This window comes from Burkholderia sp. LMU1-1-1.1 (assembly GCF_040675865.1).
Taxonomy (GTDB): Bacteria; Pseudomonadota; Gammaproteobacteria; order Burkholderiales; family Burkholderiaceae_D; genus Rugamonas.
The window spans coordinates 23,094-44,193 of the sequence record NZ_JBEGHG010000002.1 but is presented as its reverse complement, the minus strand read 5'-3'; the positions used below and the strand labels follow the sequence as shown (position 1 = coordinate 44,193).

21 protein-coding genes are annotated in these 21,100 nt (G+C 63.3%); 11 read left to right on the top strand and 10 right to left on the bottom strand.

The features are described from left to right. Positions 1-35: 35 nt before the first annotated feature. The 3 genes from MRBLMU1_RS02575 to MRBLMU1_RS02565 are packed head-to-tail and all read left to right on the top strand — an operon-like array spanning position 36 to position 2,207. Positions 36-1,061, top strand: a complete 1,026-nt coding sequence (locus tag MRBLMU1_RS02575) for a serine hydrolase domain-containing protein (RefSeq protein WP_363496591.1) — start codon at positions 36-38, stop codon at positions 1,059-1,061. 34 nt (positions 1,062-1,095) lie between these two features. Continuing rightward, entirely contained in the window at positions 1,096-1,737 is a 642-nt protein-coding gene (locus MRBLMU1_RS02570; protein ID WP_363496588.1) for a CatA-like O-acetyltransferase, read from the top strand. Between the two features lie 59 nt (positions 1,738-1,796). After that, on the top strand, positions 1,797-2,207 hold the full coding sequence (locus MRBLMU1_RS02565) for a nuclear transport factor 2 family protein (RefSeq protein ID WP_363496586.1): 411 nt from the start codon (positions 1,797-1,799) through the stop codon (positions 2,205-2,207). Positions 2,208-2,231: 24 nt separating this feature from the next. Here the strand turns inward: MRBLMU1_RS02565 and MRBLMU1_RS02560 are convergent, their stop codons facing one another. After that, complete coding sequence (locus tag MRBLMU1_RS02560) at positions 2,232-3,113, bottom strand: LysR family transcriptional regulator (protein ID WP_363496583.1); 882 nt, start codon at positions 3,111-3,113, stop codon at positions 2,232-2,234. A 98-nt stretch (positions 3,114-3,211) separates the two neighbouring features. Between MRBLMU1_RS02560 and gstA the strand changes: the two genes are divergently transcribed. Beyond that, positions 3,212-3,814, top strand: coding sequence for a glutathione transferase GstA (gstA, locus tag MRBLMU1_RS02555; protein ID WP_363497182.1), 603 nt, complete (start codon positions 3,212-3,214; stop codon positions 3,812-3,814). An 11-nt stretch (positions 3,815-3,825) separates the two neighbouring features. Here gstA and MRBLMU1_RS02550 read toward each other — a convergent pair whose 3' ends face one another. From MRBLMU1_RS02550 to MRBLMU1_RS02540, 3 genes are all read right to left on the bottom strand, one after another. Then, a complete protein-coding gene (locus MRBLMU1_RS02550; protein WP_363496580.1) occupies positions 3,826-6,093 on the bottom strand; it encodes a RelA/SpoT family protein in 2,268 nt (755 codons plus the stop codon). A 7-nt stretch (positions 6,094-6,100) separates the two neighbouring features. After that, positions 6,101-6,451 (bottom strand): RidA family protein, encoded by a 351-nt coding sequence (locus tag MRBLMU1_RS02545; protein ID WP_363496577.1) that lies wholly within the window; start codon positions 6,449-6,451, stop codon positions 6,101-6,103. Between the two features lie 63 nt (positions 6,452-6,514). Beyond that, on the bottom strand, positions 6,515-7,393 hold the full coding sequence (locus MRBLMU1_RS02540) for an alpha/beta fold hydrolase (RefSeq protein WP_363496574.1): 879 nt from the start codon (positions 7,391-7,393) through the stop codon (positions 6,515-6,517). A gap of 124 nt (positions 7,394-7,517) precedes the next feature. Here MRBLMU1_RS02540 and MRBLMU1_RS02535 point away from each other — a divergent pair, with 124 nt between their 5' ends. The 3 genes from MRBLMU1_RS02535 (at position 7,518) to MRBLMU1_RS02525 (ending at position 10,542) form a co-directional block, all read left to right on the top strand. After that, the gene (locus MRBLMU1_RS02535) at positions 7,518-8,312 is read left to right on the top strand and encodes a 3-hydroxybutyrate dehydrogenase (RefSeq protein ID WP_363496571.1); all 795 of its coding nucleotides are present in this window, start codon (positions 7,518-7,520) and stop codon (positions 8,310-8,312) included. 228 nt (positions 8,313-8,540) lie between these two features. Next, the gene (locus MRBLMU1_RS02530) at positions 8,541-9,848 is read left to right on the top strand and encodes a dicarboxylate/amino acid:cation symporter (protein ID WP_363496568.1); all 1,308 of its coding nucleotides are present in this window, start codon (positions 8,541-8,543) and stop codon (positions 9,846-9,848) included. Positions 9,849-9,996: 148 nt separating this feature from the next. After that, a complete protein-coding gene (locus tag MRBLMU1_RS02525) occupies positions 9,997-10,542 on the top strand; it encodes a PEPxxWA-CTERM sorting domain-containing protein (protein ID WP_363496565.1) in 546 nt (181 codons plus the stop codon). A gap of 8 nt (positions 10,543-10,550) precedes the next feature. Here the strand turns inward: MRBLMU1_RS02525 and MRBLMU1_RS02520 are convergent, their stop codons facing one another. The 4 genes from MRBLMU1_RS02520 to MRBLMU1_RS02505 all read right to left on the bottom strand — a co-directional run bounded on the left by MRBLMU1_RS02520 (position 10,551) and on the right by MRBLMU1_RS02505 (position 13,160). After that, a complete protein-coding gene (locus MRBLMU1_RS02520; protein ID WP_363496562.1) occupies positions 10,551-11,222 on the bottom strand; it encodes a hypothetical protein in 672 nt (223 codons plus the stop codon). A 2-nt stretch (positions 11,223-11,224) separates the two neighbouring features. Continuing rightward, positions 11,225-11,584 (bottom strand): helix-turn-helix domain-containing protein, encoded by a 360-nt coding sequence (locus tag MRBLMU1_RS02515; protein WP_363496559.1) that lies wholly within the window; start codon positions 11,582-11,584, stop codon positions 11,225-11,227. 206 nt (positions 11,585-11,790) lie between these two features. After that, positions 11,791-12,441: a CoA transferase subunit B gene (locus tag MRBLMU1_RS02510; RefSeq protein WP_363496556.1), complete on the bottom strand. Its 651-nt coding sequence runs from the start codon at positions 12,439-12,441 to the stop codon at positions 11,791-11,793. 20 nt (positions 12,442-12,461) lie between these two features. Then, entirely contained in the window at positions 12,462-13,160 is a 699-nt protein-coding gene (locus MRBLMU1_RS02505; protein WP_363496553.1) for a CoA transferase subunit A, read from the bottom strand. Between the two features lie 165 nt (positions 13,161-13,325). Here MRBLMU1_RS02505 and MRBLMU1_RS02500 point away from each other — a divergent pair, with 165 nt between their 5' ends. Beyond that, entirely contained in the window at positions 13,326-13,886 is a 561-nt protein-coding gene (locus MRBLMU1_RS02500) for a LuxR C-terminal-related transcriptional regulator (protein ID WP_363496549.1), read from the top strand. 3 nt (positions 13,887-13,889) lie between these two features. Here the strand turns inward: MRBLMU1_RS02500 and MRBLMU1_RS02495 are convergent, their stop codons facing one another. After that, a complete protein-coding gene (locus MRBLMU1_RS02495) occupies positions 13,890-14,666 on the bottom strand; it encodes an SDR family oxidoreductase (RefSeq protein ID WP_363496546.1) in 777 nt (258 codons plus the stop codon). A 244-nt stretch (positions 14,667-14,910) separates the two neighbouring features. Here MRBLMU1_RS02495 and MRBLMU1_RS02490 point away from each other — a divergent pair, with 244 nt between their 5' ends. Further along, positions 14,911-16,587 (top strand): electron transfer flavoprotein-ubiquinone oxidoreductase, encoded by a 1,677-nt coding sequence (locus MRBLMU1_RS02490; protein WP_363496543.1) that lies wholly within the window; start codon positions 14,911-14,913, stop codon positions 16,585-16,587. A 55-nt stretch (positions 16,588-16,642) separates the two neighbouring features. Here MRBLMU1_RS02490 and MRBLMU1_RS02485 read toward each other — a convergent pair whose 3' ends face one another. Then, positions 16,643-18,868 (bottom strand): tetratricopeptide repeat protein, encoded by a 2,226-nt coding sequence (locus MRBLMU1_RS02485; RefSeq protein ID WP_363496540.1) that lies wholly within the window; start codon positions 18,866-18,868, stop codon positions 16,643-16,645. 253 nt (positions 18,869-19,121) lie between these two features. Between MRBLMU1_RS02485 and MRBLMU1_RS02480 the strand changes: the two genes are divergently transcribed. Both MRBLMU1_RS02480 and MRBLMU1_RS02475 read left to right on the top strand, forming a co-directional pair. Continuing rightward, entirely contained in the window at positions 19,122-20,021 is a 900-nt protein-coding gene (locus MRBLMU1_RS02480) for a flagellin (protein WP_363496537.1), read from the top strand. Positions 20,022-20,131: 110 nt separating this feature from the next. Continuing rightward, positions 20,132-21,082, top strand: a complete 951-nt coding sequence (locus tag MRBLMU1_RS02475) for a hypothetical protein (protein ID WP_363496534.1) — start codon at positions 20,132-20,134, stop codon at positions 21,080-21,082. Positions 21,083-21,100 lie beyond the last annotated feature (18 nt).

Here is a 21,100-nt window from a genome sequence, read left to right as displayed (position 1 = left end):
ATACTCGGGCGTCGCCATCCACTCAAGGAAATCGAATGACAATGAGCACTCGCCTGTGCGTCGCGCTGTTGGCCGGCGCGACCATGATGCAAGCCGCGTCCGCCGCGGAACCGTTGGCCAGCGTGTTGTCGCAATGGGACCGGGACGAACACCCGGACCTGCGCAGTGTGCTGGTGATGCGCCACGGCGCCATCATCGCCGAGCGCTACTACAACGGCGAAACCGCCGACACGCTGCACGATATTCGTTCGGCCGGCAAAAGCATCACCGCGCTGCTGGTCGGGGCCGCTATCGACCGCGCCAGCATCGCCGGCGCCGATACGCAGATCCAGCGATACTGGCCCGCGAGCGAGGGCACCGCCATCGGCGACGTCACGCTGGACAACGTTCTGACGATGCGATCGGGCCTGGATGCCTACGATGCCGACGCGGCCTCGCCGGGCAACGAGGACAAGATGGACGAAGCCGCCGATCCAGCCGCCTTCGCGCTGGCCGTGCCGAGGCAGGCCACGCCCGGCACCCGGTACCGCTACAACTCGGTGACGGCCTACATCGCGGGCGTAACAGTCGAGCACGCCACCGGCATGACAATGGAAAATTTCGCGCGCGGGGCGTTGTTCGCGCCGTTGGGCATCACCCGCTGGCAGTGGGAGCGCGACGCGGCGGGCCACACAAAAGGCCAAGGCAACCTGTCGTTGCGCACGCGCGACGTGGCGCGCATCGGTCAGATGGTGCTGGACAAAGGCATCCATCAGGGACGCAGGGTCATTGGCGCAGGCTGGATCGACGCCATGCTGGCGCCGCGTGTCGATATCGGCGCGACAGACCGCTACGCCGACCACTACGGCTATTTCTGGTACACCAAAACGCAGCCGATCGGCGCGCAGCGGATTCCCGTTCAGTTCGCCTCTGGCAACGGCGGCAACAAACTCTATCTCGTGCCGTCGTTAGACATGGTGGTGGTCGTCACGTCCAGCGCGTATGGCAAGGCTTATGGACAATTGCGCTCGGAAAACATCCTCAAGGCCATTTTGATTAGCACAATCAACGCGATACAATGACCCGAAAACTCCCCGCCAACATTTAGAATCAGCCATGCACAATTTTGAAAAACGCCGCGACCGCTACAACCTGTTCGCCGCGTTTGAAAAGCCGCTCGTCAACGTCAGCTTCGAAATGCCCTTGCCCGACTTCCGGCCTTACTGCAAGGAGCACAAGCTGCCGCCATTCCACTTCTTCCTGTATTGCATACTCAATTCAATCAAGGAGATCGACAACTTCATGTACCGCATCCATGACGGCGAAGTGATCAAGATCGAGGAGTTCTGGGCGTCGTACACCGTGCTCAACAAGGACAAGAATCTCAACTTTGCCTGTTTCGCGATGTCGTCCGACTTGCCGGAGTTCGTCGCCCGCAGCCTGGAAGCGAAGGCCATCGCCGAGGCCAGTACCGAGATGATCAACTCCGCCAAGGAACAGTCCGAGCGCGAGCAAAAGAACAACGTCCACATCACCTGCATGCCGTGGTTTAAGCTGACGTCGATCGAACACCCGATCTACCGGCACGGCGGCTACGACATCCCCTCGCTGGCGTGGGGAAGATTCAGCGACGCCGACAACGGCAAGATGACGGTGCCGTTCTCGGTGCAGGCGCACCACGGCTTTGTCGACGGCTACCACATCCATTTGCTGGCCGAAACCATCGCCGCGCGCGTGACCGGGATCATCCAGGCATGATGGCCGGAGGGTTTGGAAAACAAGTGATGCGCTGCGGCCTGTTTGCGGTGTGGCTCGCCATGACGTTGGGCTTATCGTTGCCAGTTACGGCGGCCGAGGCGCAGCGGGAGACGCTGGCGGTCGTCGACGATGCGTGGAACACCTTGCGCCAGCAAGCGCGGACCGAGCAACTTGCCCAGCTGATGGCGGAGGACTTCGTACTCATCAACACGGATGGCAGGATACAGCGCAAGCTCGATTATCTGATGTATCTCGCGGCGCGCCCGCGGCTGAGCAACGCCATCCTCAACGAGGGGTCGAGCACCAGGTTCTACGGCGACATGGCGATCATCAACAGCGTCAGCGTGCAAACAGGAACCCGCGACGGCGCGCCGTGGACCGAGCGCGAGCGCATTACCCGCGTATGGCAATGGGACGGCGACAGTTGGCTGCTGGTGTCGTCGCACGCCTCGCGCATCCCGCCGATGTGAGGAGAATGCGAGCAGATCGACATGTCAACGTAATTCACCCATGTCCAACTCCGCCAAAAACGCCCGCACCACGCCGGACGCCCGGCCAGTCTGCGAACTGACCAGGCCGAATTCGCGATACGCTGGCGGCTGCAACTGCATCACGCGCAAGCCTTGACGGTCCGCCGGCAGCGCCGACTCCGGCACTATCGCCACCCCCATTCCCTCCCTCACCAGTACCGCAGCGCTACCCAGGTCGCGCACGGTGACGCGGATATCGGTCAAAACCAACCCGGCCTGGGCCGCGAGACTGAGGCCGTTGACCGAGCAGCCGCCGGTCGCCAGAATAAAAGGTTCCGCGACCAGCTCGCTCAAGGCAACGCCCTGCGCGCTGGCGCGGCGTCCCAGCCGGTGGTTGGCGGGCACGATGGCGACCCAGGCATCGCGGCCGATGATAACGGCCTGCCGTCCGGGCGCCGGATTGAGCACCACGCCAAGTTCGATGGTGTCGTCGGCCAGCCATTGCTCCACTTCCTCGTCGGTGCCTTCCAGCGCCACCAGTTCTATCCCTGGGTGGCGCCGTCGAAACGCGCCGACCATCTTCGGCAGCACCGTCGCCAGCACCGACGGAAAGCTCGCCAGCCGGATGCGGCCGGCATGCAGTCCCTGCGCGGTGGCGGAGAGCGCGCGGATGGCGTCCAGCTCGGCCAGCATGGCGCGCGCGTGCCGCATCACCTGCTCGCCGAAAGCGGTGGGCGCGACGTCGCGCCGCTCACGCGCAAACAACTTGGCGCCGAGCGCGGCTTCCATCTGCGCGATCGCCTGGCTGGCGCCGGATTGGGTAATGCCAACCGCCTCAGCCGCATGGGAGATATTGCGCATGTCCGCGACAGCGGCCAGCAGGCGCCAGTGCGTCAAATTCATCATCAGTAGAAAACCTAATACCTGGTTACTGAAGTATTAATTTTACAGGAAATGGAGGGCTATCTATGCTGGCAAGCACATTCAACTTGAACGGGACCACCATGAAGCTGTATTTCGCCTCCAACACATGCTCGCTGTCACCACACATCGTGCTCGAAGAACTGGGTTTGCCGTGTGAACTGATCCGGGTGGACAACAAGACCAAACAGACATCCGACGGCCGCGATTTCCGCGACATCAACCCGAAGGGCTATGTCGCCGCGCTGGAACTGGACAATGGAGAGGTGCTGACGGAAGGCGCCGTGATTGTGCAATATCTGGCGGATTTGAAACCCTCGGCGGGGTTGGCGCCGCCGCAGGGCAGTTGGGAGCGCTTGCGCATGCAGGAATGGCTCAACTTCATCACCAGCGAGATCCACGCCGGCGTCGCGCCGTTATTCAACGCGGCGTTGCCGGGCGAAGTGCGAAGCATCTTCATCGATAAGCTTCACCGCCGCGTCGCGCTGCTGGAGACCGCGCTGCGGCGGAACGACTATCTACTGGGAGCGGCCTTCAGCGTAGCGGACGCGTACTTGTACACGGTGCTGGGCTGGTTCGGCTTCTTCGACATCGACCTGCGGCAATGGCCGGCAATAAGCGCCTACCACGCCCGCGTTGGAGAGCGCCCGGCGGTCCAATCCGCCATCAAAGCCGAGGCCGCCTAACCTCGTTGCCTTTAGGCGCGGCGGGCTTCCTGCACGCCGCTGACCTCGGCGATGGCGTTGAGCGCTTTTTGCAGCTGCGCCGTGGCGCCAATTTCGGCCGTGAACGTCATGCGCGCGTAGCCTTTGGCGCTTTGCGTGTTGACGCCGATGACGTTGATCTTTTCACGCGAGAAGATTTCGGAGATGTCGCGCAGCAGGCCCTGGCGGTCGCCCGCCAGGATGAAGATGTCGACCGGGTAGACCGTGTCCGAGACCGCGCGCCCCCATTCGGTGACGATCACCCGCTCCGGCGCCTTGGCGCGCATTTCGGCGAAGTTCTTGCACGTTGTGCGGTGGATCGAGACGCCCTTGCCGCGCGTGACGAAGCCGACGATGCCGTCCGGCGGCGCCGGCTTGCAACACTTGGCCAGCTGCGTCATCAAGCCGTCGGTGCCGACCACCAGCACGCCTGACTTGGCGCCCTGGTCCACGCTCGACGCCTTGCTCTTGCCCAGGACGACCGCATCCTCCGGCTCGACCGGCTCGCCGGTGTCGTGCAGCGCGTGCTCGACGTGGCGCAGGCTGAATTCATCCTTGCCCACCGACAGGAACAGGTCATCGACCTTGGCGAAGCCCAGCTTGTTGGCCAGCGCTTCCAGGTTGACCGCCGTCTTGCCTTCGCGCTGCAGCGATTTTTCCACCATCGCGCGCCCGTGCGACAAGGTTTCCTGCATGTCGATGGCGTGGAACCAGGCGCGGATCTTCGACCGCGTGCGGGTGGCGACCGTGTATTCGTCGCTGAGCCAGTCGCGCGATGGACCGGCCGTGCCCGGCGCGCCCTTGGCGGTGATGATTTCGCAGGTCTGGCCGTTCTTCAGCGGCGTGTTCAGCGGCACCATGACGCCGTCGACGCGCGCGCCACGGCAGCGGTGGCCGACATCGCTGTGCAGGTGATAGGCGAAGTCGACCGGCGTGGCGCCGACCGGCAACTCCAGCACCCGCGCCTGCGGCGTGAGCACGAAGATGCGGTCGTCCAGCGCGGCCGACTTGAGCTTCTCCACCCATTCGCGCTGCTGCTCCTCCTGCCCGACGACCGCGTCGGCGACGTCGGTTTTCCACGCCAGCAGCTGGCGCAGCCAGGCGATCTTTTCGTCGTACTTTTGCCCGGCGAAGTTGGAGCCGCCCTCCTCCTTGTAGCGCCAGTGCGCGGCCACGCCGTATTCGGCGAAGCTGTGCATCTCTTGCGTGCGGATCTGCACTTCCAGCGGCCGGCCGTCCTCGGCCGTCACCACCGTGTGCAGCGACTGGTAGCCGTTCGGCTTCGGACGGGAGATGTAGTCGTCGAACTCCTTCGGGATCGGCGTCCAGATGTTGTGCACCACGCCCAGCACCGTGTAGCAGGTCTTGACGTCGGCGACGATCACGCGGAAGGCGCGCACGTCGTACAGGTCGGTGAAGTCGAGCTCCTTGCCCTTCATCTTGCTCCAGATGGAGTAGATGTGCTTGGGCCGGCCGAACACCTCGGCCTGGATGCCGGCCGCCGCCATCTCCGATTGCAGCCGCGCGATGGCGTTGGTGACGAACCCTTCGCGCATCATGCGCTTTTCTTCGAGCATCTTGGCGATGCGCTTGTACGCCTCCGGCTCGATGAAGCGGAACGACAAATCCTCCAGCTCCCATTTCAGTTGCCAGATCCCCAACCGGTTGGCCAGCGGCGCGTACAAATCGAGCGTTTCGCGGCCGTAGGCGCACGTCATGTCGTTGAACAGCTTGATGTCGGCGAAGTAGCGCAAGGTCGTCACGCACGAGGCCAGCCGCACCAGCACCACGCGCATGTCGGAGGCCATCGCCAGCAGCATCTTGCGCAGGGTTTCGACCTGCGCCACCGCCATCTGCGCGGCGTTGCGGCCCCGCCCCACCGCCACCGGCGCCACGCCGCCATGGCCACCCGGCGCCTGCGTCAATTCGCGCAGGCGTATCAGCTGGCGCACGCCGGCCACCAGGTCGCCGACCTCCTGGCCGAAACGCGGTTCGATCACCGCCGCCTGCGTGGTGTCGAGCAAGGTCAGCTCGAACATCAGCCCGGCGATGCGGGTCTCGACGTCGGTGCGCATGAACGACAAGGTGCCGGCCACGCCGATCGAGAAGTCCAGCGCCGACTGGCCGCTGGTGCTGACCAGGTCGCCGTACGCGGCGCTGGCGAAGTCGAGCGCCGACAGCATGCGCGCGCTGTCGTCTGGCGTGAGCCCCTGCACCAGTTGTTCCGACGTGGCGCTGGTAAGGGCGGTGATTGAAACCATGATGTTCCTAACGCTGCGCGGCGACGACGACGATCTCGACCAGCACTTCCGGATTGGCCAGCTTGGCTTGGACCGTGGCGCGCGGCGGCGTGTGGCCGCTTGGCACCCAGGCGTCGTACTCTTCGTTCATGCCGTCGAAATCGGCCATGTCGGCGATATAGATCTGGCAGCTCAGGATGCAGGTCTTGTCGCTGCCCGATTCGGCCAGCAGGCGGTCGATGTGACCGAGCACTTCGCGGGTTTGACCCTTGATGTCGAGACTGGTTTCTTCGGCGATCTGGCCCGCCAGATAGACGGTGCCGTTGTGAATCGCCACTTCGGACAGTCGTTTGCCTACATGCAGTCGTTTGATTTCCATACTTTTTCTTCTCTAACTTTGTTCTAGTGATTCACTTGTTTAGTTCAAACTCGCCCCGCCTTGTCAGCCGAGCAGGAATTTCCGGGCGATCGCGATCTGATCGTCGTGGATGAAGGTCGGCGCGTGGCCGACGTTCGGGATTTCCACCAGGGTGGCTTTCGGACCGCGTTGGGTCATCATGGCCGCCGTCTCGCGCGTGAGCAGATCGGAATCGGCGCCGCGCACCAGCAGGGTCGGACAAGTGATGGCGTCGTAGGCGGCCCACAGCATCGCCTCGTCGGCGCCTGCCGACTCCGGCGTGGCCGAGCGGAACGGCAAGGACAACCCCATATCGTAATGCCGCACCCACTTGCCGTCCTTATCCTGGCGCAGGACATCGGTGGCCAGTTTATGCCATTCCTGCTCGGTGTGCTCGCCGAACGACGCCGAAACGTCGCGGACGAATTTGGCGCCATCCTCAAAGGTGTCGAAGCGCAGGTCCTGGCCGATGTAGTCGCCGATGCGCTGCAGCGCCACGGGCGCCAGCACCGGGCCGATGTCGTTGAGCACCAGCTTGCGGATCGGATTGTCCGGCAGCGAGGCCAGGCCCAGGCCGATCAGGCCGCCCATCGAGGTGCCGAACCAATCGATCTTTTGCGCCGGCCCCTGGTCCAACACACTTGCCAGCAACGTCACCATGTCGCTGACATATTGGGGAATGCGGTACAGCTGCGGGTTCCCGAGCCAGTCGGAGCGCCCCCGGCCGACCACGTCCGGGCAGATCACGCGGTAGTCGGACGCCAGCGCGCGCGCCATGCTGTCGAAATCGTCGGAGACGCGGGTCACGCCGTGCACGCAGACCAGCACGTTCGGGTTGCCGGCGTCGCCCCATTCCTTATATGCCATCCGGTGCAAGCCAGCCAACGACAGACACTGAACGGACTTTATTTTCGCTTCGAGCATGCGGCTTCCTTGATGGTTTTTATGTAATGATGTTCTGAAATACCATTTTACCGGGCGTTGCGCTTAAAATCCTACCGAAGTGTAGCGCAGCAGGCCTTTTATCTCCAACCCCGCAGAGGACACCATGACAAACAAGACTTTGAGCGGCAAAACAGCATTGGTCACCGGCTCCACGTCCGGCATCGGATTGGGCATCGCGCGCTCCCTGGCGGCCGAGGGCGCCAACGTGCTGCTGAACGGTTTCGGCGACGCCGCCGAGATCGACAAATTGCAGCAAGACCTGGCCAAGGAATTCGGCGTCCAGGTCGCCTATCACAACGCCGACATGTCCAAGCCCGCCCAGATCGAAAGCATGATCGCCTTCGCCGGGGACAAGTTCGGCGGCGTCGACGTGCTGGTCAACAACGCCGGCATCCAGCATGTCGCCAATATCGAGGATTTCCCGGTCGAGAAATGGGACGCCATCATCGCCATCAACCTGACGTCGGCGTTCCACACGTCGCGCCTGGTGCTGCCGCGCATGCGCGCCAACAACTGGGGCCGCATCATCAATCTGGCCTCGACCCACGGCCTGGTGGCATCGGCCGGCAAGTCGGCCTATGTCGCGGCCAAGCACGGCCTGATCGGCCTGACCAAGGCCGGCGCGCTCGAGACGGCCAGCACCGGCGTCACGGTCAACGCCATCTGCCCCGGCTTCGTGCTCACGCCGCTGGTGCAAAAGCAGGTCGACGCCCGCGCCGCCAAGGACGGCATCAGCAACGACGAGGCGAAAAAGGCGCTGCTGGCCGACAAGCAGCCGTCGGGCGAGTTCGTCACGCCGGAGGAGCTGGGCGCGCTGGCGGTATTCCTGTGCGGCGACGCCGCCAAGCAGGTGCGCGGCGTGGCCTGGAACATGGACGGCGGCTGGGTCGCACAATAAGCGAACACGGGAGACACGTAGGGCGGATTAGGCGGCACGCCGTAATCGGCCATGCATGAGCCGCCGGCTGCGCATGCATGGCCGATTACGCGCTGCGCGCCAATCCGCCCTACGTGTTATCCCTCATATGGAACAGATATCACAGCCAGTGATTTGCGGGTTTCCACAATAGTGATAACTCTCCAGTTGGGACATCATGAACTCCTCAAACGAACGCGAGGAGACCCCGTGAAAAAGCCATTCTATAAAATCCTATATATCCAGGTGTTGTTCGCCATCGCCTGCGGTATCCTGCTCGGCATCTTCCTGCCTGCCGACGCGGTCGCCATGAAACCCCTGGGCGACGGCTTCATCAAGCTGATCAAGATGATCATCGCCCCGGTGATCTTCTGTACGGTGGTCTCCGGCATCGCCGGCATGCAAGACGTCAAGAAAATCGGCCGCGTCGGCGGCAAGGCCCTGATCTACTTCGAAGTGGTCTCCACCTTCGCCCTGGCCATCGGCCTGGTCGTTGCCAACGTGCTCAAACCGGGCGCCGGCTTCAACGCTGACCCGGCCCACCTGGACGCCAAGTCGATCGCGCAATACACGCACGCCGAAGGCCTGACCACCACCGACTTCCTGATGAACATCATCCCGAAGACCTTCGTGGACGCGTTCGCCAAGGGCGACATCCTGCAAGTGCTGCTGATCGCCATCCTGTTCGGCTTCTCGCTGTCGCTGCTCGGTGAGCGCGGCCGTCCGATCACCAAGCTGATCGACGAGCTCTCGCACGCCATCTTCGGCGTCGTCAACATCATCATGAAGGTCGCCCCGATCGGCGCGTTCGGCGCGATGGCCTTCACCATCGGTAAATACGGCCTGGCCTCGCTGATCCCGCTGGCAAAACTGATGGGTTCGTTCTACCTGACCTGCGGCCTGTTCGTGTTCGTCGTGCTGGGCGTGATCGCCCGCTACACCGGCTTCTCGATCTTCAAGTTCATCAAGTACATCAAGGAAGAACTGCTGATCGTGCTGGGCACCAGCTCGTCGGAAAGCGCCCTGCCTTCGCTGATGACCAAACTGGAGCGCCTCGGTTGCGCCAAACCGGTGGTCGGCCTGGTGGTCCCGACCGGCTACTCGTTCAACCTGGACGGCACCAACATCTACATGACGATGGCCGCGCTGTTCGTTGCCCAGGCGACCAACACCGAGCTGACCCTGATGCAGGAACTGACCATCCTGGGCGTGGCGATGCTGACCTCCAAGGGCGCTTCCGGCATCACCGGCGCCGGCTTCATCACGCTGGCCGCGACCCTGGCCGTGGTGCCGACGATCCCGGTGGCCGGCATGGCGCTGATCCTGGGTATCGACCGCTTCATGAGCGAATGCCGCGCGCTGACCAACTTCGTCGGCAACGGCGTGGCGACGGTGGTGGTTTCGGCTTGGGAAAAAGAACTGGACCGCGACAAGATGAACGCGGAACTGAACAACCCGGGTTCGACCGTGGTGGCTGAAACCGAAGTGAAACCGGCGATCATCGTGCCAGCGCACTAAGCCGACACCCCGTTCGCAACAAGCCCCGCGCAGCGATGCCCGGGGCTTTTTCTTTGATCGTATGCGGCAAACAACGGCGTGGGGAAATTTTCTTTTGTATAACTTAATAGTCTATGAGACAATTAAAGTTATCCAACAGGAATCTAAAATGAACAAAACCATCCGTGTCCTTGCCTGCGCCGCGCTGCTCGCTAGTAGCGCCGCCGCCCAAGCGGCCAGCTACGTCTTCGAGTACACCATGCTCGACAACACCCACATCACAGGCAGCTTCGACGGCACGGCCAACGGCAACCTGGTCGAGGGCATCAGCAAGCTGGCGATCGCGGTCAACGGCTTCGCCATGCCGAACAGCGGCAACCTGTACGCCTACGCCGCCGACGGCGGCTTCGTCCAGGGCGGTGCCAGGATCTCGTTCGACGGCCTGGCCACCTCGCTGCTGGCGTTCGACGCGCCCATCACCGGCAACTGGACCTCGAGCTTTATCATCGGCGCGTTCAACGGCGGCGCCACCGATGCCATCAACTACAATATCGCCGGCCTGCCGTTCAACGGCGAAGGCGACGGCGACTACTCGGCAGGCCGCTGGAGCCTGACGGCCGTGTCGGCGGTGCCGGAGCCGGCGACCTACGCGATGCTGCTGGGCGGCCTGGCACTGGTGGGCGCCCTCGCCCGCCGCCGCAACCCGTTGGCGTAACAACCGCTTCAAAGCTCTAGGCGCCACACGGAAGAGAAATGTCGTGCGGTAGCCAAAGCGCCATGAACCTGAAGCGCGTCCAGCAGGCGTGCTCGGGTGTAGCGTGGATTTTTCAAACTGTTCACGCATCTTTCCAGAGCCGAGCCAACGCGGACACTACTCGCTTGCGTAAGGCTGTCGATGAATTTTCCGGGTGCGACCACAAGGACATCTAACCGTCTCATGTCGGCAACTGCGAGATGCTTAAGATTGTTGGAGACAATGATGACTCTATTATGAGCATTGTCTTGCAGAACTAAATCCCGCAACACCAAAGCGGCCGCAGCGACATGCCGGTCTGCGACATTCACCGCAGCTGGAACCCTGGCTAGAACCGATGACGCTTGATAGCCGATAATTTCATGGCCTCGGACAGCTCTCTTATAACTAAGCAAGCGTTTGCCAGCCTTGATTGCCTCGGCGTCAGCCTGTTGGCCCGACTTGGCAGCGCGCGCACCAAAAGCGACCCTTGGCCAATTCCGCAAGAATTCGGCTTCGATTTCGGCGCTCCACCGCGCCCAGAACAATCCCTCCAGACACAAGTCGAACAAAACGTCGGAAAGGCGCGGCGGTAGTAAGACGTTTGCGTCAAGCAGCACATGCGTCTCGCCACCAGGCGACAGCGGATGGCAGACCGCCATTTTTAGGAGCGGTGGCGTTTATTTGCTTGGATAAATGCCGTCTCCGGAATGTCATACATTCCATTCGCCTCGGCGACCGCGTGATAGTCGGGTTCCTGCCCCCCCGCCTCGCGTTCCTTGATCCACGCGCGCACCGATGACTCAGGCACTAAACAGTGCCCTCCTGCGGTAATCAACGCGCCAGCGAACTTCTTGTTGTCGATCAGCATGGCGACATAGGGACGGCTGCACCGCATCAGCTCAGCCGCAGCCTCGACAGTCAACATCACCTCGCTCGGTTTGCGTGCCGGACGGCCTTGCTGCCCGGCGGCCTCCGCCACAATGCTTGGCGTATTGCGTGGCTTTCTGACTCCGCCGCTCATGGAGATCGCTCCTTCGGTTTCGTTTCATTCTAGTGAAGATCGAAAATAACGCAATGATTGCCTCGTCCGGGACGACGATCCAATTCATCATACTGACACCAAACATAAAAAAAACGGCAAGCGCCCGCAGCGTTTGCCGTTTTCAAAACAGATTTATACCGGCCTAGCTTGTGGCGTCGAATGTCCCGCTCGATCAGCTCCGTTTATTAAAGCGCCGACATGTCCAGCTCGACACCGGTGGCGGCCTGGATCTGTTCCCGGCTCACACCCGGCGCCAGCTCGGTCACCTTCAGGCCGCCCTCGGTCACTTCCATCACGCCCAGGTCGGTCACGATCAGATCGACCACGCCCACGCCGGTAAGCGGCAAATCGCATTTTTTCAGCAGCTTGTGCGACGTCGTGCCGTCCTTGGCGGTGGCGACGTGCTCCATCAGCACCACCACCCGCTTGACGCCGGCCACCAGATCCATCGCGCCGCCCATGCCCTTGACCATTTTGCCGGGAATCATCCAGTTGGCCAGGTCGCCGCGCTCCGACACCTGCATCGCGCCCAGGATGGCCAGGTTGATCTTGCCGCCCCGGATCATGCCGAACGAATCGGCCGAGCTGAAGTAGGCCGCGCCCGGCAGCGCCGTCACGGTCTGCTTGCCGGCGTTGATCAAATCCGCGTCGATCTCATCCTCGGTCGGGAACGGGCCGATGCCCAGCAGGCCGTTCTCCGATTGCAAATACACTTCGATACCGGGCGGCACATAGTTGGCCACCAGGGTGGGCAAGCCGATGCCCAGGTTGACGTAAAAACCGTCCTGCAATTCCTTCGCCGCGCGCGCGGCCATTTCGTCACGAGTCCATGCCATGATAATTATCTCCGTTGTTCTTAGTTGGCGCGCACGGTGCGCTGCTCGATGCGTTTTTCCGGCTTCGCGTTGACGACGATGCGGTGCACGAAAATGCTCGGCAGGTGCACGGCGTCCGGATCGATTTCGCCGATCTCGACCAGGTGCTCCACCTCGACGATGGTGATTTTGCCGGCCATCGCCGCGTTCGGATTGAAGTTGCGCGCGGTCTTGCGGAACACCAGGTTGCCGGCCTTGTCGGCCTTCCAGGCCTTGACCAGCGCCACGTCGGCCACCAGGCTGCGTTCCATCACGTATTGTTCGCCGTCGAATTCGCGGATCTCCTTGCCGTCGGCGACGATGGTGCCGACGCCGGTCTTGGTGAAGAAGGCGGGAATGCCGGCGCCGCCGGCGCGCAGCTTCTCGGCCAGGGTGCCCTGCGGCGTGAATTCCAGTTCCAGCTCGCCGGCCAGGTACTGGCGCGCGAACTCCTTGTTTTCACCGACGTAGGATGCGATCATCTTCTTGATCTGGCGCGTTTCGAGCAGTTGGCCCAGCCCGAAGCCGTCGACGCCGGCGTTGTTGGAGATGGCGGTCAGGCCGGTCACGCCGGAATCGCGCAACGCGCCGATCAGCGCTTCGGGTATGCCGCACAAGCCGAAGCCACCCACGGCGATCGTTTGACCGTTTTGAACGACGCCCGCCAACGCTGAGGCGGCATCCGGATAGATTTTGTTCATGTTGTCCCTTAACTCTTGTATTTAAGTGGTGCTGGTCTTATTTATCGAAGTCGTCTGTTGCTAAATCAGTTGATAACATTGTTAACTGCGCTACCGAGGCGGCGTCTCAGCATAGAATACGCTCTCTAAAAGCACAATACCGTAGAACTACCTGCCACTTTCACCATGAACGCCGCCCCCGTCATCGATTACGAATCCATTTTCCTGCATGCGCCGGTGGGCATGTGCATCTCGGAAAATCGCGTCATCCAGCGCTGCAACGACGCGCTGGCGTCGATGTTCGGCTATACCCGCCTCCAGCTCGAAGGCCTGTCCTTCCTGGCGCTGTATCCGACGATGGACGAGTTCCTGCGCACCGGCGACCGCATCATTCCGATCATGAACGCCAAGGGCCGCTATTCGGACGAGCGCATCATGCGCCGCGCCAATGGCGAACTGTTCTGGTGCCACGTCACCGGCCATTCGATGAAGGCCCAGGAGCCGCTCGGTCCCGGCATCTGGACGTTCGAGGACGTCAGCGAAAAACGCCCCGTCACCGCCGAGCTGACCCCGCGCGAACGGGAAATCGCCGCCCTGCTGGTCGAGGGCAAGACCAGCAAAAGCATCGCCCGCCAGATCGACCTCAGCCCCCGCACGGTGGAAATGCACCGCGCCAAGTTGATGCGTAAATTCTCGGCCTCCACTTCATCCGAGCTAGTGCACAAGCTGGTGGGCATCCAGCTTTAAGCCTTACATCGCGGTCATGCCATCGTCCGCGGAAATAATGGCGCCGTTGATGAAATTCGAATCTTCCCCGGCCAGCAGCAACAGCAAACCATCCAGATCCTCCGGCGTGCCGGGACGCTTGCGCGGCAGCATGCTGATCAGCTTTTGCCCCTGCTCGCTGGCGAAATACTCCTCGTTGATCTCGGTCGAGATGTAGCCGGGACAAATGGCGTTGGTGTTGATGCCGTACTTGCCCCACTCGACCGCCATCGCCTTGGTCATCTGCACCACGCCGGCCTTGCTCATGCAATAGACGCCGATCTGCGGCAGCACGCGCAAGCCCGCCACCGAGGCGATGTTGATGATGCGGTGCTTCTTGCTCGGGTCGCCCTTGGCGCGCGCGATCATGCGCTTGGCGGTCTGCTGCGCGACAAAAAAGGCGCCGCGCAGATTGGTGTCCATCACGAAGGCATAGTCCTCGGGGGTGACGTCGACCAGCCGCTGCGTCGTCGATACGCCGGAATTGTTGACCAGGATGTCGATCGGTCCCGCCTCCGTCTCGGCGTGGGCGATGGCCGACTTGATGCTGGCAAAATCGGTCACGTCCAGGCTGACCACGTGCGCGGCGCCGCCGTCGGCCTCGATCTCGGCGCGCAACTCCTTGAGCCTCTCGGTGCGGCGCGAGGCCAGCACCACCTGGGCGCCGGCCTGGGCCAGCACTTTGGCGAACCGGGCTCCCAGACCGCTGGAGGCGCCGGTGATCAGCGCGATTTTTCCCTCAAAGTTGACTTCTATGCCCACGAGCTACTCCTAGATTTATTGGTGACGAATTCCTGATAGCCGGCTCTAACCCCTGGTGGGGGCCCCGGCTGTCGAAACGTAATCATTACACAAATCGCCAGTATTAGATTGCGGTGTCTAATAATGTCCCTCAAAATGGCGCCAAAGTTGCATTCGGACGGAAAAAGAAGCACACTCGTGCTAAAATTTTCCCGATCACGAAGCCCTGCCCCATTAAAACCACCATAACCACTATAAAAAGACCATGACACAGCCTCAAAATCTCGTAGAACAGTACGGCCCGCGCGACGCGATGGAGTACGACGTCGTCATCGTCGGCGGCGGCCCCGCCGGCTTGTCGGCGGCCATCCGCATCAAACAGCTGGCGGCCGACCAAGGCCGGGAAGTCTCGGTCGTCGTGCTGGAAAAAGGCGGCGAACTGGGCGCCCACATCCTGTCTGGCGCCGTCATGGACCCGAAGGCGCTCACCGAGCTGATCCCGGACTGGAAGGAAAAAGGCGCGCCGCTCAACACCGCCGTCACCGAGGACCGCGTGCTGTTCCTGACCGAAACCAAATCCTTCAAGACGCCGAATTTCGCGCTGCCGGCCTGCTTTGAAAACCACGGCAACTACGTCATCTCGCTGGGCAACGTGGTGCGCTGGCTGGGCCAGCAGGCCGAGGCGCTGGGCGTCGAGGTCTTCCCCGGCTTCCCCGCCGCCGAGATCCTGTACAACGACGACGGTTCCGTCAAGGGCGTCGCGACCGGCAACATGGGCGTCAAGCGGGACGGCGAGGCCGGCTCGGACTTCCAGCTGGGCATGGAGCTGCACGGCAAATACACCTTGTTCGCCGAAGGCTCGCGTGGCCACCTGGGCAAGCAGCTGATGGCCAAGTACGACCTGAACAAGGGCAAGGACCCGCAATCGTACGGCATCGGCATCAAGGAGCTGTGGGAGATCGACCCGGCCAAACACCAGCCCGGCCTGGTGATCCACACCACCGGCTGGCCGCTCGACACCAAGACCTATGGCGGCTCGTTCCTGTACCACCTGGAGAACAACCAGGTCGTGGTCGGCTATGTGGTCGGCCTGAACTACGAAAACCCTTATCTGTCGCCGTACGAGGAATTCCAGCGCTACAAGACCCACCCGGCCATCAAGCCGTTCTTCGAGGGCGCCAAGCGCATCTCCTACGGCGCGCGCGCGATCACCGCCGGCGGCCTGCAGTCGCTGCCGAAACTGGTGTTCCCGGGCGGCGCGCTGATCGGCTGCGACGCCGGCTTCCTCAACATGAGCCGCATCAAGGGCAGCCACGCGGCCATCAAGACCGGCATGTTGGCGGCCGAGGCGGCGTTCGAGGCGCTGGGCGCCGGCCGCCAGCACGACGAGCTGGCAGCCTTCCCCGCCGCGTTCGAGAAATCCTGGCTGCACGAGGAACTGCACGTGGCGCGCAACGTCAAGCCGTGGCTCAACAAGGGCCTGTACCTCGGCTCCTTGATGACCGGCATCGACCAGATCGTCTTCCGTGGCAAGGCGCCGTGGACCCTGCACCACACGCACGCCGACCACGAGTGCCTGAAGCCGGCCTCGCAGTTCACGCCCATCGTCTATCCGAAGCCGGACGGCAAGCTGACGTTCGACCGCCTGTCGTCGGTGTTCATCTCCAACACCAACCACGCCGAGGACCAGCCGATCCACCTGACCTTGAAGAATCCGAGCGTGCCGGTCGACGTCAACCTGGCCCAGTACGCCGGGCCGGAGGCGCGCTACTGTCCTGCCGGAGTGTACGAGTTCGTCAAGACCGACGCCGGCGCCGACCGCCTGCAAATCAACGCGCAGAACTGCGTGCACTGTAAAACCTGCGATATCAAGGACCCGACCCAGAACATCGTCTGGGTCACGCCGGAAGGCGGCGGCGGGCCGAACTATCCAAATATGTGATCGGCGGCGTGGCCCGGGCCACGCGTTGGTTGCGCTTAGTTGCGCTTGGTCGTGCTTAGCTGCGGCGTAACTCGTCCAGGTCGGCGGCCACCGCCGCGATCACCGGCGCCCAGTCGCCGCGCTGGCCCTGGCGGTACAGGGTGGCGCTCGGATACCACGGACTATCGGCGCCCTGCTCCAGCCAGCGCCACTCGAACGGCGCCTGCAACAACACCCAAACCGGCTTGCCCAGCGCGCCGGCCAAATGGGCCACGCTGGTATCGACCGTGACCACCACGTCCATCAACGCGCACAAGGCGGCGGTATCGGTCAAATCGTGCAGGCGGTCGGCGAACTGGCGCACCGGCGAGGCGTCCAGCAACGCTTGCTCGTCCGGCGGCACTTCCTTTTGCAGGCTGATGAACTCGTACTGATCGGAGAACAAGCGGGAGAACAGCGCCAACGGCACGCTGCGATGGTGGTCGTTCGGGTGCCCCGGGCCGCCGCGCCAGACCACGCCCACGCGCGGCCTGGTCCGCGCGCCCAGCAGCGCGTCCCATTGCGCGACCTTGATGTCGTCGCTGGCCAGATACGGCAGCGCGCCCGGCACCGTGTCCAGCCGCGTGTCGAAGGCCAGCGGCAGGCTCATCAGGGAGATGTGGTAGTCGAACGGCGGCAGCGGTTCGTCCTTGACGACGATCCGGGAGACGCCCGCCAGCGTGGCCAGCAAGCCGGCCAGCGGCCGCTTCACTTCCAGTATCACGGTGGCGCCGCGCTCGGCCACCAGCGGCGCATAGCGGCAAAACTGCAACGCGTCGCCCAGCCCCTGCTCGGCGTGCAGCAGGATGGTCTTGCCTTCGAGCGCTTCGCGGCCGGTCCACACCGGCTGCGCAAAGCCGCGTTTGCCCTTGTACACCGCCAGCGTCTCCGCCTTCCAGCGCCATTCGTATTCGCGCCAACCGCGCTGGTAATCGCCCCGGCGCAAGTACACCAAGGACCGGTTCCAGTGCGCCAGCGCGCAGTCGGGATCGAGCTTGATGGCCTGCGCGTAGTTCGCCATGGCCCGCTCGGCGTCGCCCAATTGATCCAGCAGGCTGCCCAGATTGGTGTAGACGCCCGGATGGCCCGGAGCCAGCCGTACCGCCGTTTCGTAAGACTGTAGCGCCTCATCGTAGCGCAACGCCGCGCGCAGGATGGCGCCACGGGTCAGATGATAGTCCCCGCTGTCGGGCTTGAGCGCGAGCGCGCGCGCTATGCTCTCGAGCGCCTCGTCGCGCCGCCGGTCGGCGTTGAGCATGCGCGCATGCAGTTGCCAGAGGTCGGCGTCGGTGTCGTCCAGCGCCAGCGCGGCGGCGAACTGGCGGGCCGCCGAACGCGGACGATCCAGTTCCTGCAGTTGCGTGCCCAGCTGGCGGCAGGCGTCGAACCGCTGCCGCCGCAGCCCGCTGGCGGTTTGCTCGTCGCGCAAGGCCTCGCCGGGCCGGTCCAACTGGCGCAAGATGGCCGCGCGCTGAAGATAAGCCTCGGTCAGGCGTGGATCGAAGCTTATCGCCGCGTCGAAACACGGCAACGCGTCATCAACCAGTCCGCGCGACCGCAGCAGACAACCCAGTTTGTGGTGCGCGTCCGCATAGTCCGGGAACAACTCCAGCGCGTGCCGGTAACTGTCCGCGGCCTCATCCAGCCGCCCCATTTCCCGCAGAATATCGCCGCGGTGCTTGTGCGCCTCGACGTTGTGCGGGTTGACGGCCAGCGCCCGCTCCACGCTGTCCAGCGCCGCCGGCGACTGGCCGGTTTGCTGCAACGCGACCGCGCGGTTGGCCCAGGCTTGATCGTCGCCGGCGTCGACGGCCAGCGCCCGGTCGTAGCTGGACACCGCGTCCGCGGGCCGTAGCATCGCCTGCAGGGCGACGCCGCGATTGAAATGGGTGTTGGCATCGGCGCCATTGAGCTCGAGCGCCCGGTCGTAACTCAACAGCGCATCGTCCAGATGCCCCAGCTCCCTCAACGCGTTCCCCAGGTCGCCGTGGACGGCCGCGCTGCCGGGATCGACCGCCAGCGCCGAACGCATCATGCCGGCCGCCATGTCAAAGTTGCCAATCGAGAAAGCGATGACGCCGACATGGTGCAGCGCGCCGAAATGTTTGGGGACGAGCTTGAGCGCCTGCTCATAGATCCCCATCGCGGCGGCCAGATCGCCCTGGGCGTGCAATGCCACGCCTTGGGCGAACAGGGCGTCGGCCTGGGCGCGGAGCGCGTCCGCGCCGGCGGTAGGGGAAGATTGTCGAATCGATATCACCATCTGTCGTGCCATTTAATAGAGGAATCCAGGCCGCCAGCATAACCCAGCCCGGAGAAATGTTAGACCCCGGACCGGGGACGGAGTAGAATTTCCCTGGCGAAAGCCGCTTTCCGTGGGCAAACGTAGCCCGTCAGAAATAATTTTCATAAATTTCCACAAAGCATTTAATGTCCTCCCGGATACGGTCGTCTTGTACTTGGGAGAGCGCAAAATACCGACGCTCCGAACTGAATCCACCTACCAGGAGTATTTCATGCTGAGCCTTCACACCAATTCCGCTGCCCTTTCCGCGCAGAACTCGATCTCCCGCACCCAGACGTCGCTGTCGACCTCGCAGACCCGCCTGAGCACCGGCTTCCGCATCAACTCGGCAATGGATGACGCTGCCGGCCTGCAGATCGCAACTCGCCTGAAAGCCCAAACGAGCGGTATGTCTGTTGCGATGCGCAACACGCAGAACTCGATCTCGATGATGCAAACCGCCGAAGGCGCGCTGGACGAGACCACCAACATCCTGATCCGCATGAAAGATCTGGCCACGCAAGCAGCCGACGGTTCGTCGAACGACACCGACAAAACCGCGATGCAAGCTGAATTCGACGCGCTGACCAAAGAACTGACCAACATCGTCGGCAACACCGCCTTCGGCGGCCAGAAACTGCTGAACACCACCGATGCCGCCTCCAAAACCGGTACCTTCATGGCTGCCGCCGGCACCGGCGTCGACTTCCAGATCGGTTCGTCGACCAGCGAAAAAATGAACGTTGACATCAACGCTCAACTGACCACGATGCACGCTTCGATGCTGGCCGCAGCAAGCGGCTACAAGAGCACCGGCGACGCAGCCGCTGTTACCGGCACCGAACTGACCGCAACCGCTGGCGCCACCATCGACCTGCTGAAAACGGCAATCGACGACGTCGCCACCGTGCGCTCGGCCCTGGGTGCCGCTTCGAACCGCCTGGACCACGTTTATAACAACCTGGCCAACGTTTCCACTAACACCAAAGCCGCAACTGGCCGTATCATGGATACCGACTTCGCGACCGAATCGTCGAACATGACTTCCAGCCAGATGCTGCTGCAAGCCGGTACCGCGATGCTGAAGCAGTCGAACAGCACGTCGTCCCTGGTTATGTCCTTGCTGCAATAATCGTAGCCTTTCCGTTCCGCTCGCGGGACGGGAAAACAAGGAGCCAACCGGAGTTTTCGGTTGGCTTTTTTTTCATCGAATCGAACCAGTTACATTAAAGAGCGAGCCTGATGGCCGTAGACCGCGTCGGCGCCACCCCGCGCCCCTTGAGCATCCCAGACCGGCAGTCCGGACAGCCGGGCCCGTCCGTGCGCGGACCGATCGACGCGCGCGACAGCAACGCCCCCTACCCGGTCACGCCGATGGCGCCGGCCGGCCCGGCCCATGTCGGCATGCCGTTCGACGGCCCCGACGCCCAGCCGCTGCCGCAGTCCGGCCTGGACGCGCTGGCCGCCGCGCTGGCCGATCTGCCCAACGCGGCCGAACCGTCGGCGATGCGGCCCAACCAGGTTTTCCTGTCGCGCCAGATGGTGTGGCAGCCGCCCGACACGGCCATGATGGCCGGCTCGTGGCAAACCATGGTGCGCACCTACGGCGAGCAGCGCGCCGCCTGGCTGGAACAGGCCGCCGGCCAGCATGTGCCGTCGAGCCTGTTCATGGCCGACCACACGCCGTCGGCGCTGCGCGAGGGCCGTCCCGGCCTGCCGCTGGTGACCGAAATGGAACCGTGGCGCTTCGCCGTGTTCGCCTGGGGGGCGGAACGGCTGGTGCTGCGCGTGGTCGTCAACGACGACGAGGAACCCGAACGCCAGCGCCGCAAGCGCGCGCGCGTGGCGCTGCGGCTCGAACTGATGCTGCCCGGCCTGGGCCGGGTCGTCATCCAGATGGAACCGGCGGCCGGCAACGGCGTCATCATGGAGGTGGGCGCGGCCCACACCTCGGCCATGCAGCACATGCGCGAAATCCTGCCGCACCTGGCGGCGATGGTCGGCCGCTGCGGGCTAACGATCCTGCGCTGCCGCCTGCGGCGCGAGCTGCCGCCGACCAGCACCGAGCACCCCTACCCGACCCGGGCGCACACGGCGGCGCTGACGGCGGCCGTGTTCAAGGCCATGGCCGAGATGGCGGTCATGCTGTCGCAGCCGCTGCCGCCCGACGACGTTTTCGCGGAAACGGCGTGATAGCGGCATGATAAACTC

Coding starts and splice junctions, on each gene's coding strand:
- MRBLMU1_RS02490 (WP_363496543.1), top strand. CDS start 14,911: ATGACACAGCCTCAAAATCTCGTAGAACAGTACGGCCCGCGCGACGCG.
- gstA (WP_363497182.1), top strand. CDS start 3,212: ATGAAGCTGTATTTCGCCTCCAACACATGCTCGCTGTCACCACACATC.
- MRBLMU1_RS02500 (WP_363496549.1), top strand. CDS start 13,326: ATGAACGCCGCCCCCGTCATCGATTACGAATCCATTTTCCTGCATGCG.
- MRBLMU1_RS02480 (WP_363496537.1), top strand. CDS start 19,122: ATGCTGAGCCTTCACACCAATTCCGCTGCCCTTTCCGCGCAGAACTCG.
- MRBLMU1_RS02485 (WP_363496540.1), bottom strand. CDS start 18,868: ATGGTGATATCGATTCGACAATCTTCCCCTACCGCCGGCGCGGACGCG.
- MRBLMU1_RS02535 (WP_363496571.1), top strand. CDS start 7,518: ATGACAAACAAGACTTTGAGCGGCAAAACAGCATTGGTCACCGGCTCC.
- MRBLMU1_RS02565 (WP_363496586.1), top strand. CDS start 1,797: ATGACGTTGGGCTTATCGTTGCCAGTTACGGCGGCCGAGGCGCAGCGG.
- MRBLMU1_RS02525 (WP_363496565.1), top strand. CDS start 9,997: ATGAACAAAACCATCCGTGTCCTTGCCTGCGCCGCGCTGCTCGCTAGT.
- MRBLMU1_RS02515 (WP_363496559.1), bottom strand. CDS start 11,584: ATGAGCGGCGGAGTCAGAAAGCCACGCAATACGCCAAGCATTGTGGCG.
- MRBLMU1_RS02560 (WP_363496583.1), bottom strand. CDS start 3,113: ATGATGAATTTGACGCACTGGCGCCTGCTGGCCGCTGTCGCGGACATG.
- MRBLMU1_RS02520 (WP_363496562.1), bottom strand. CDS start 11,222: ATGGCGGTCTGCCATCCGCTGTCGCCTGGTGGCGAGACGCATGTGCTG.
- MRBLMU1_RS02575 (WP_363496591.1), top strand. CDS start 36: ATGACAATGAGCACTCGCCTGTGCGTCGCGCTGTTGGCCGGCGCGACC.
- MRBLMU1_RS02545 (WP_363496577.1), bottom strand. CDS start 6,451: ATGGAAATCAAACGACTGCATGTAGGCAAACGACTGTCCGAAGTGGCG.
- MRBLMU1_RS02510 (WP_363496556.1), bottom strand. CDS start 12,441: ATGGCATGGACTCGTGACGAAATGGCCGCGCGCGCGGCGAAGGAATTG.
- MRBLMU1_RS02540 (WP_363496574.1), bottom strand. CDS start 7,393: ATGCTCGAAGCGAAAATAAAGTCCGTTCAGTGTCTGTCGTTGGCTGGC.
- MRBLMU1_RS02475 (WP_363496534.1), top strand. CDS start 20,132: ATGGCCGTAGACCGCGTCGGCGCCACCCCGCGCCCCTTGAGCATCCCA.
- MRBLMU1_RS02570 (WP_363496588.1), top strand. CDS start 1,096: ATGCACAATTTTGAAAAACGCCGCGACCGCTACAACCTGTTCGCCGCG.
- MRBLMU1_RS02550 (WP_363496580.1), bottom strand. CDS start 6,093: ATGGTTTCAATCACCGCCCTTACCAGCGCCACGTCGGAACAACTGGTG.
- MRBLMU1_RS02505 (WP_363496553.1), bottom strand. CDS start 13,160: ATGAACAAAATCTATCCGGATGCCGCCTCAGCGTTGGCGGGCGTCGTT.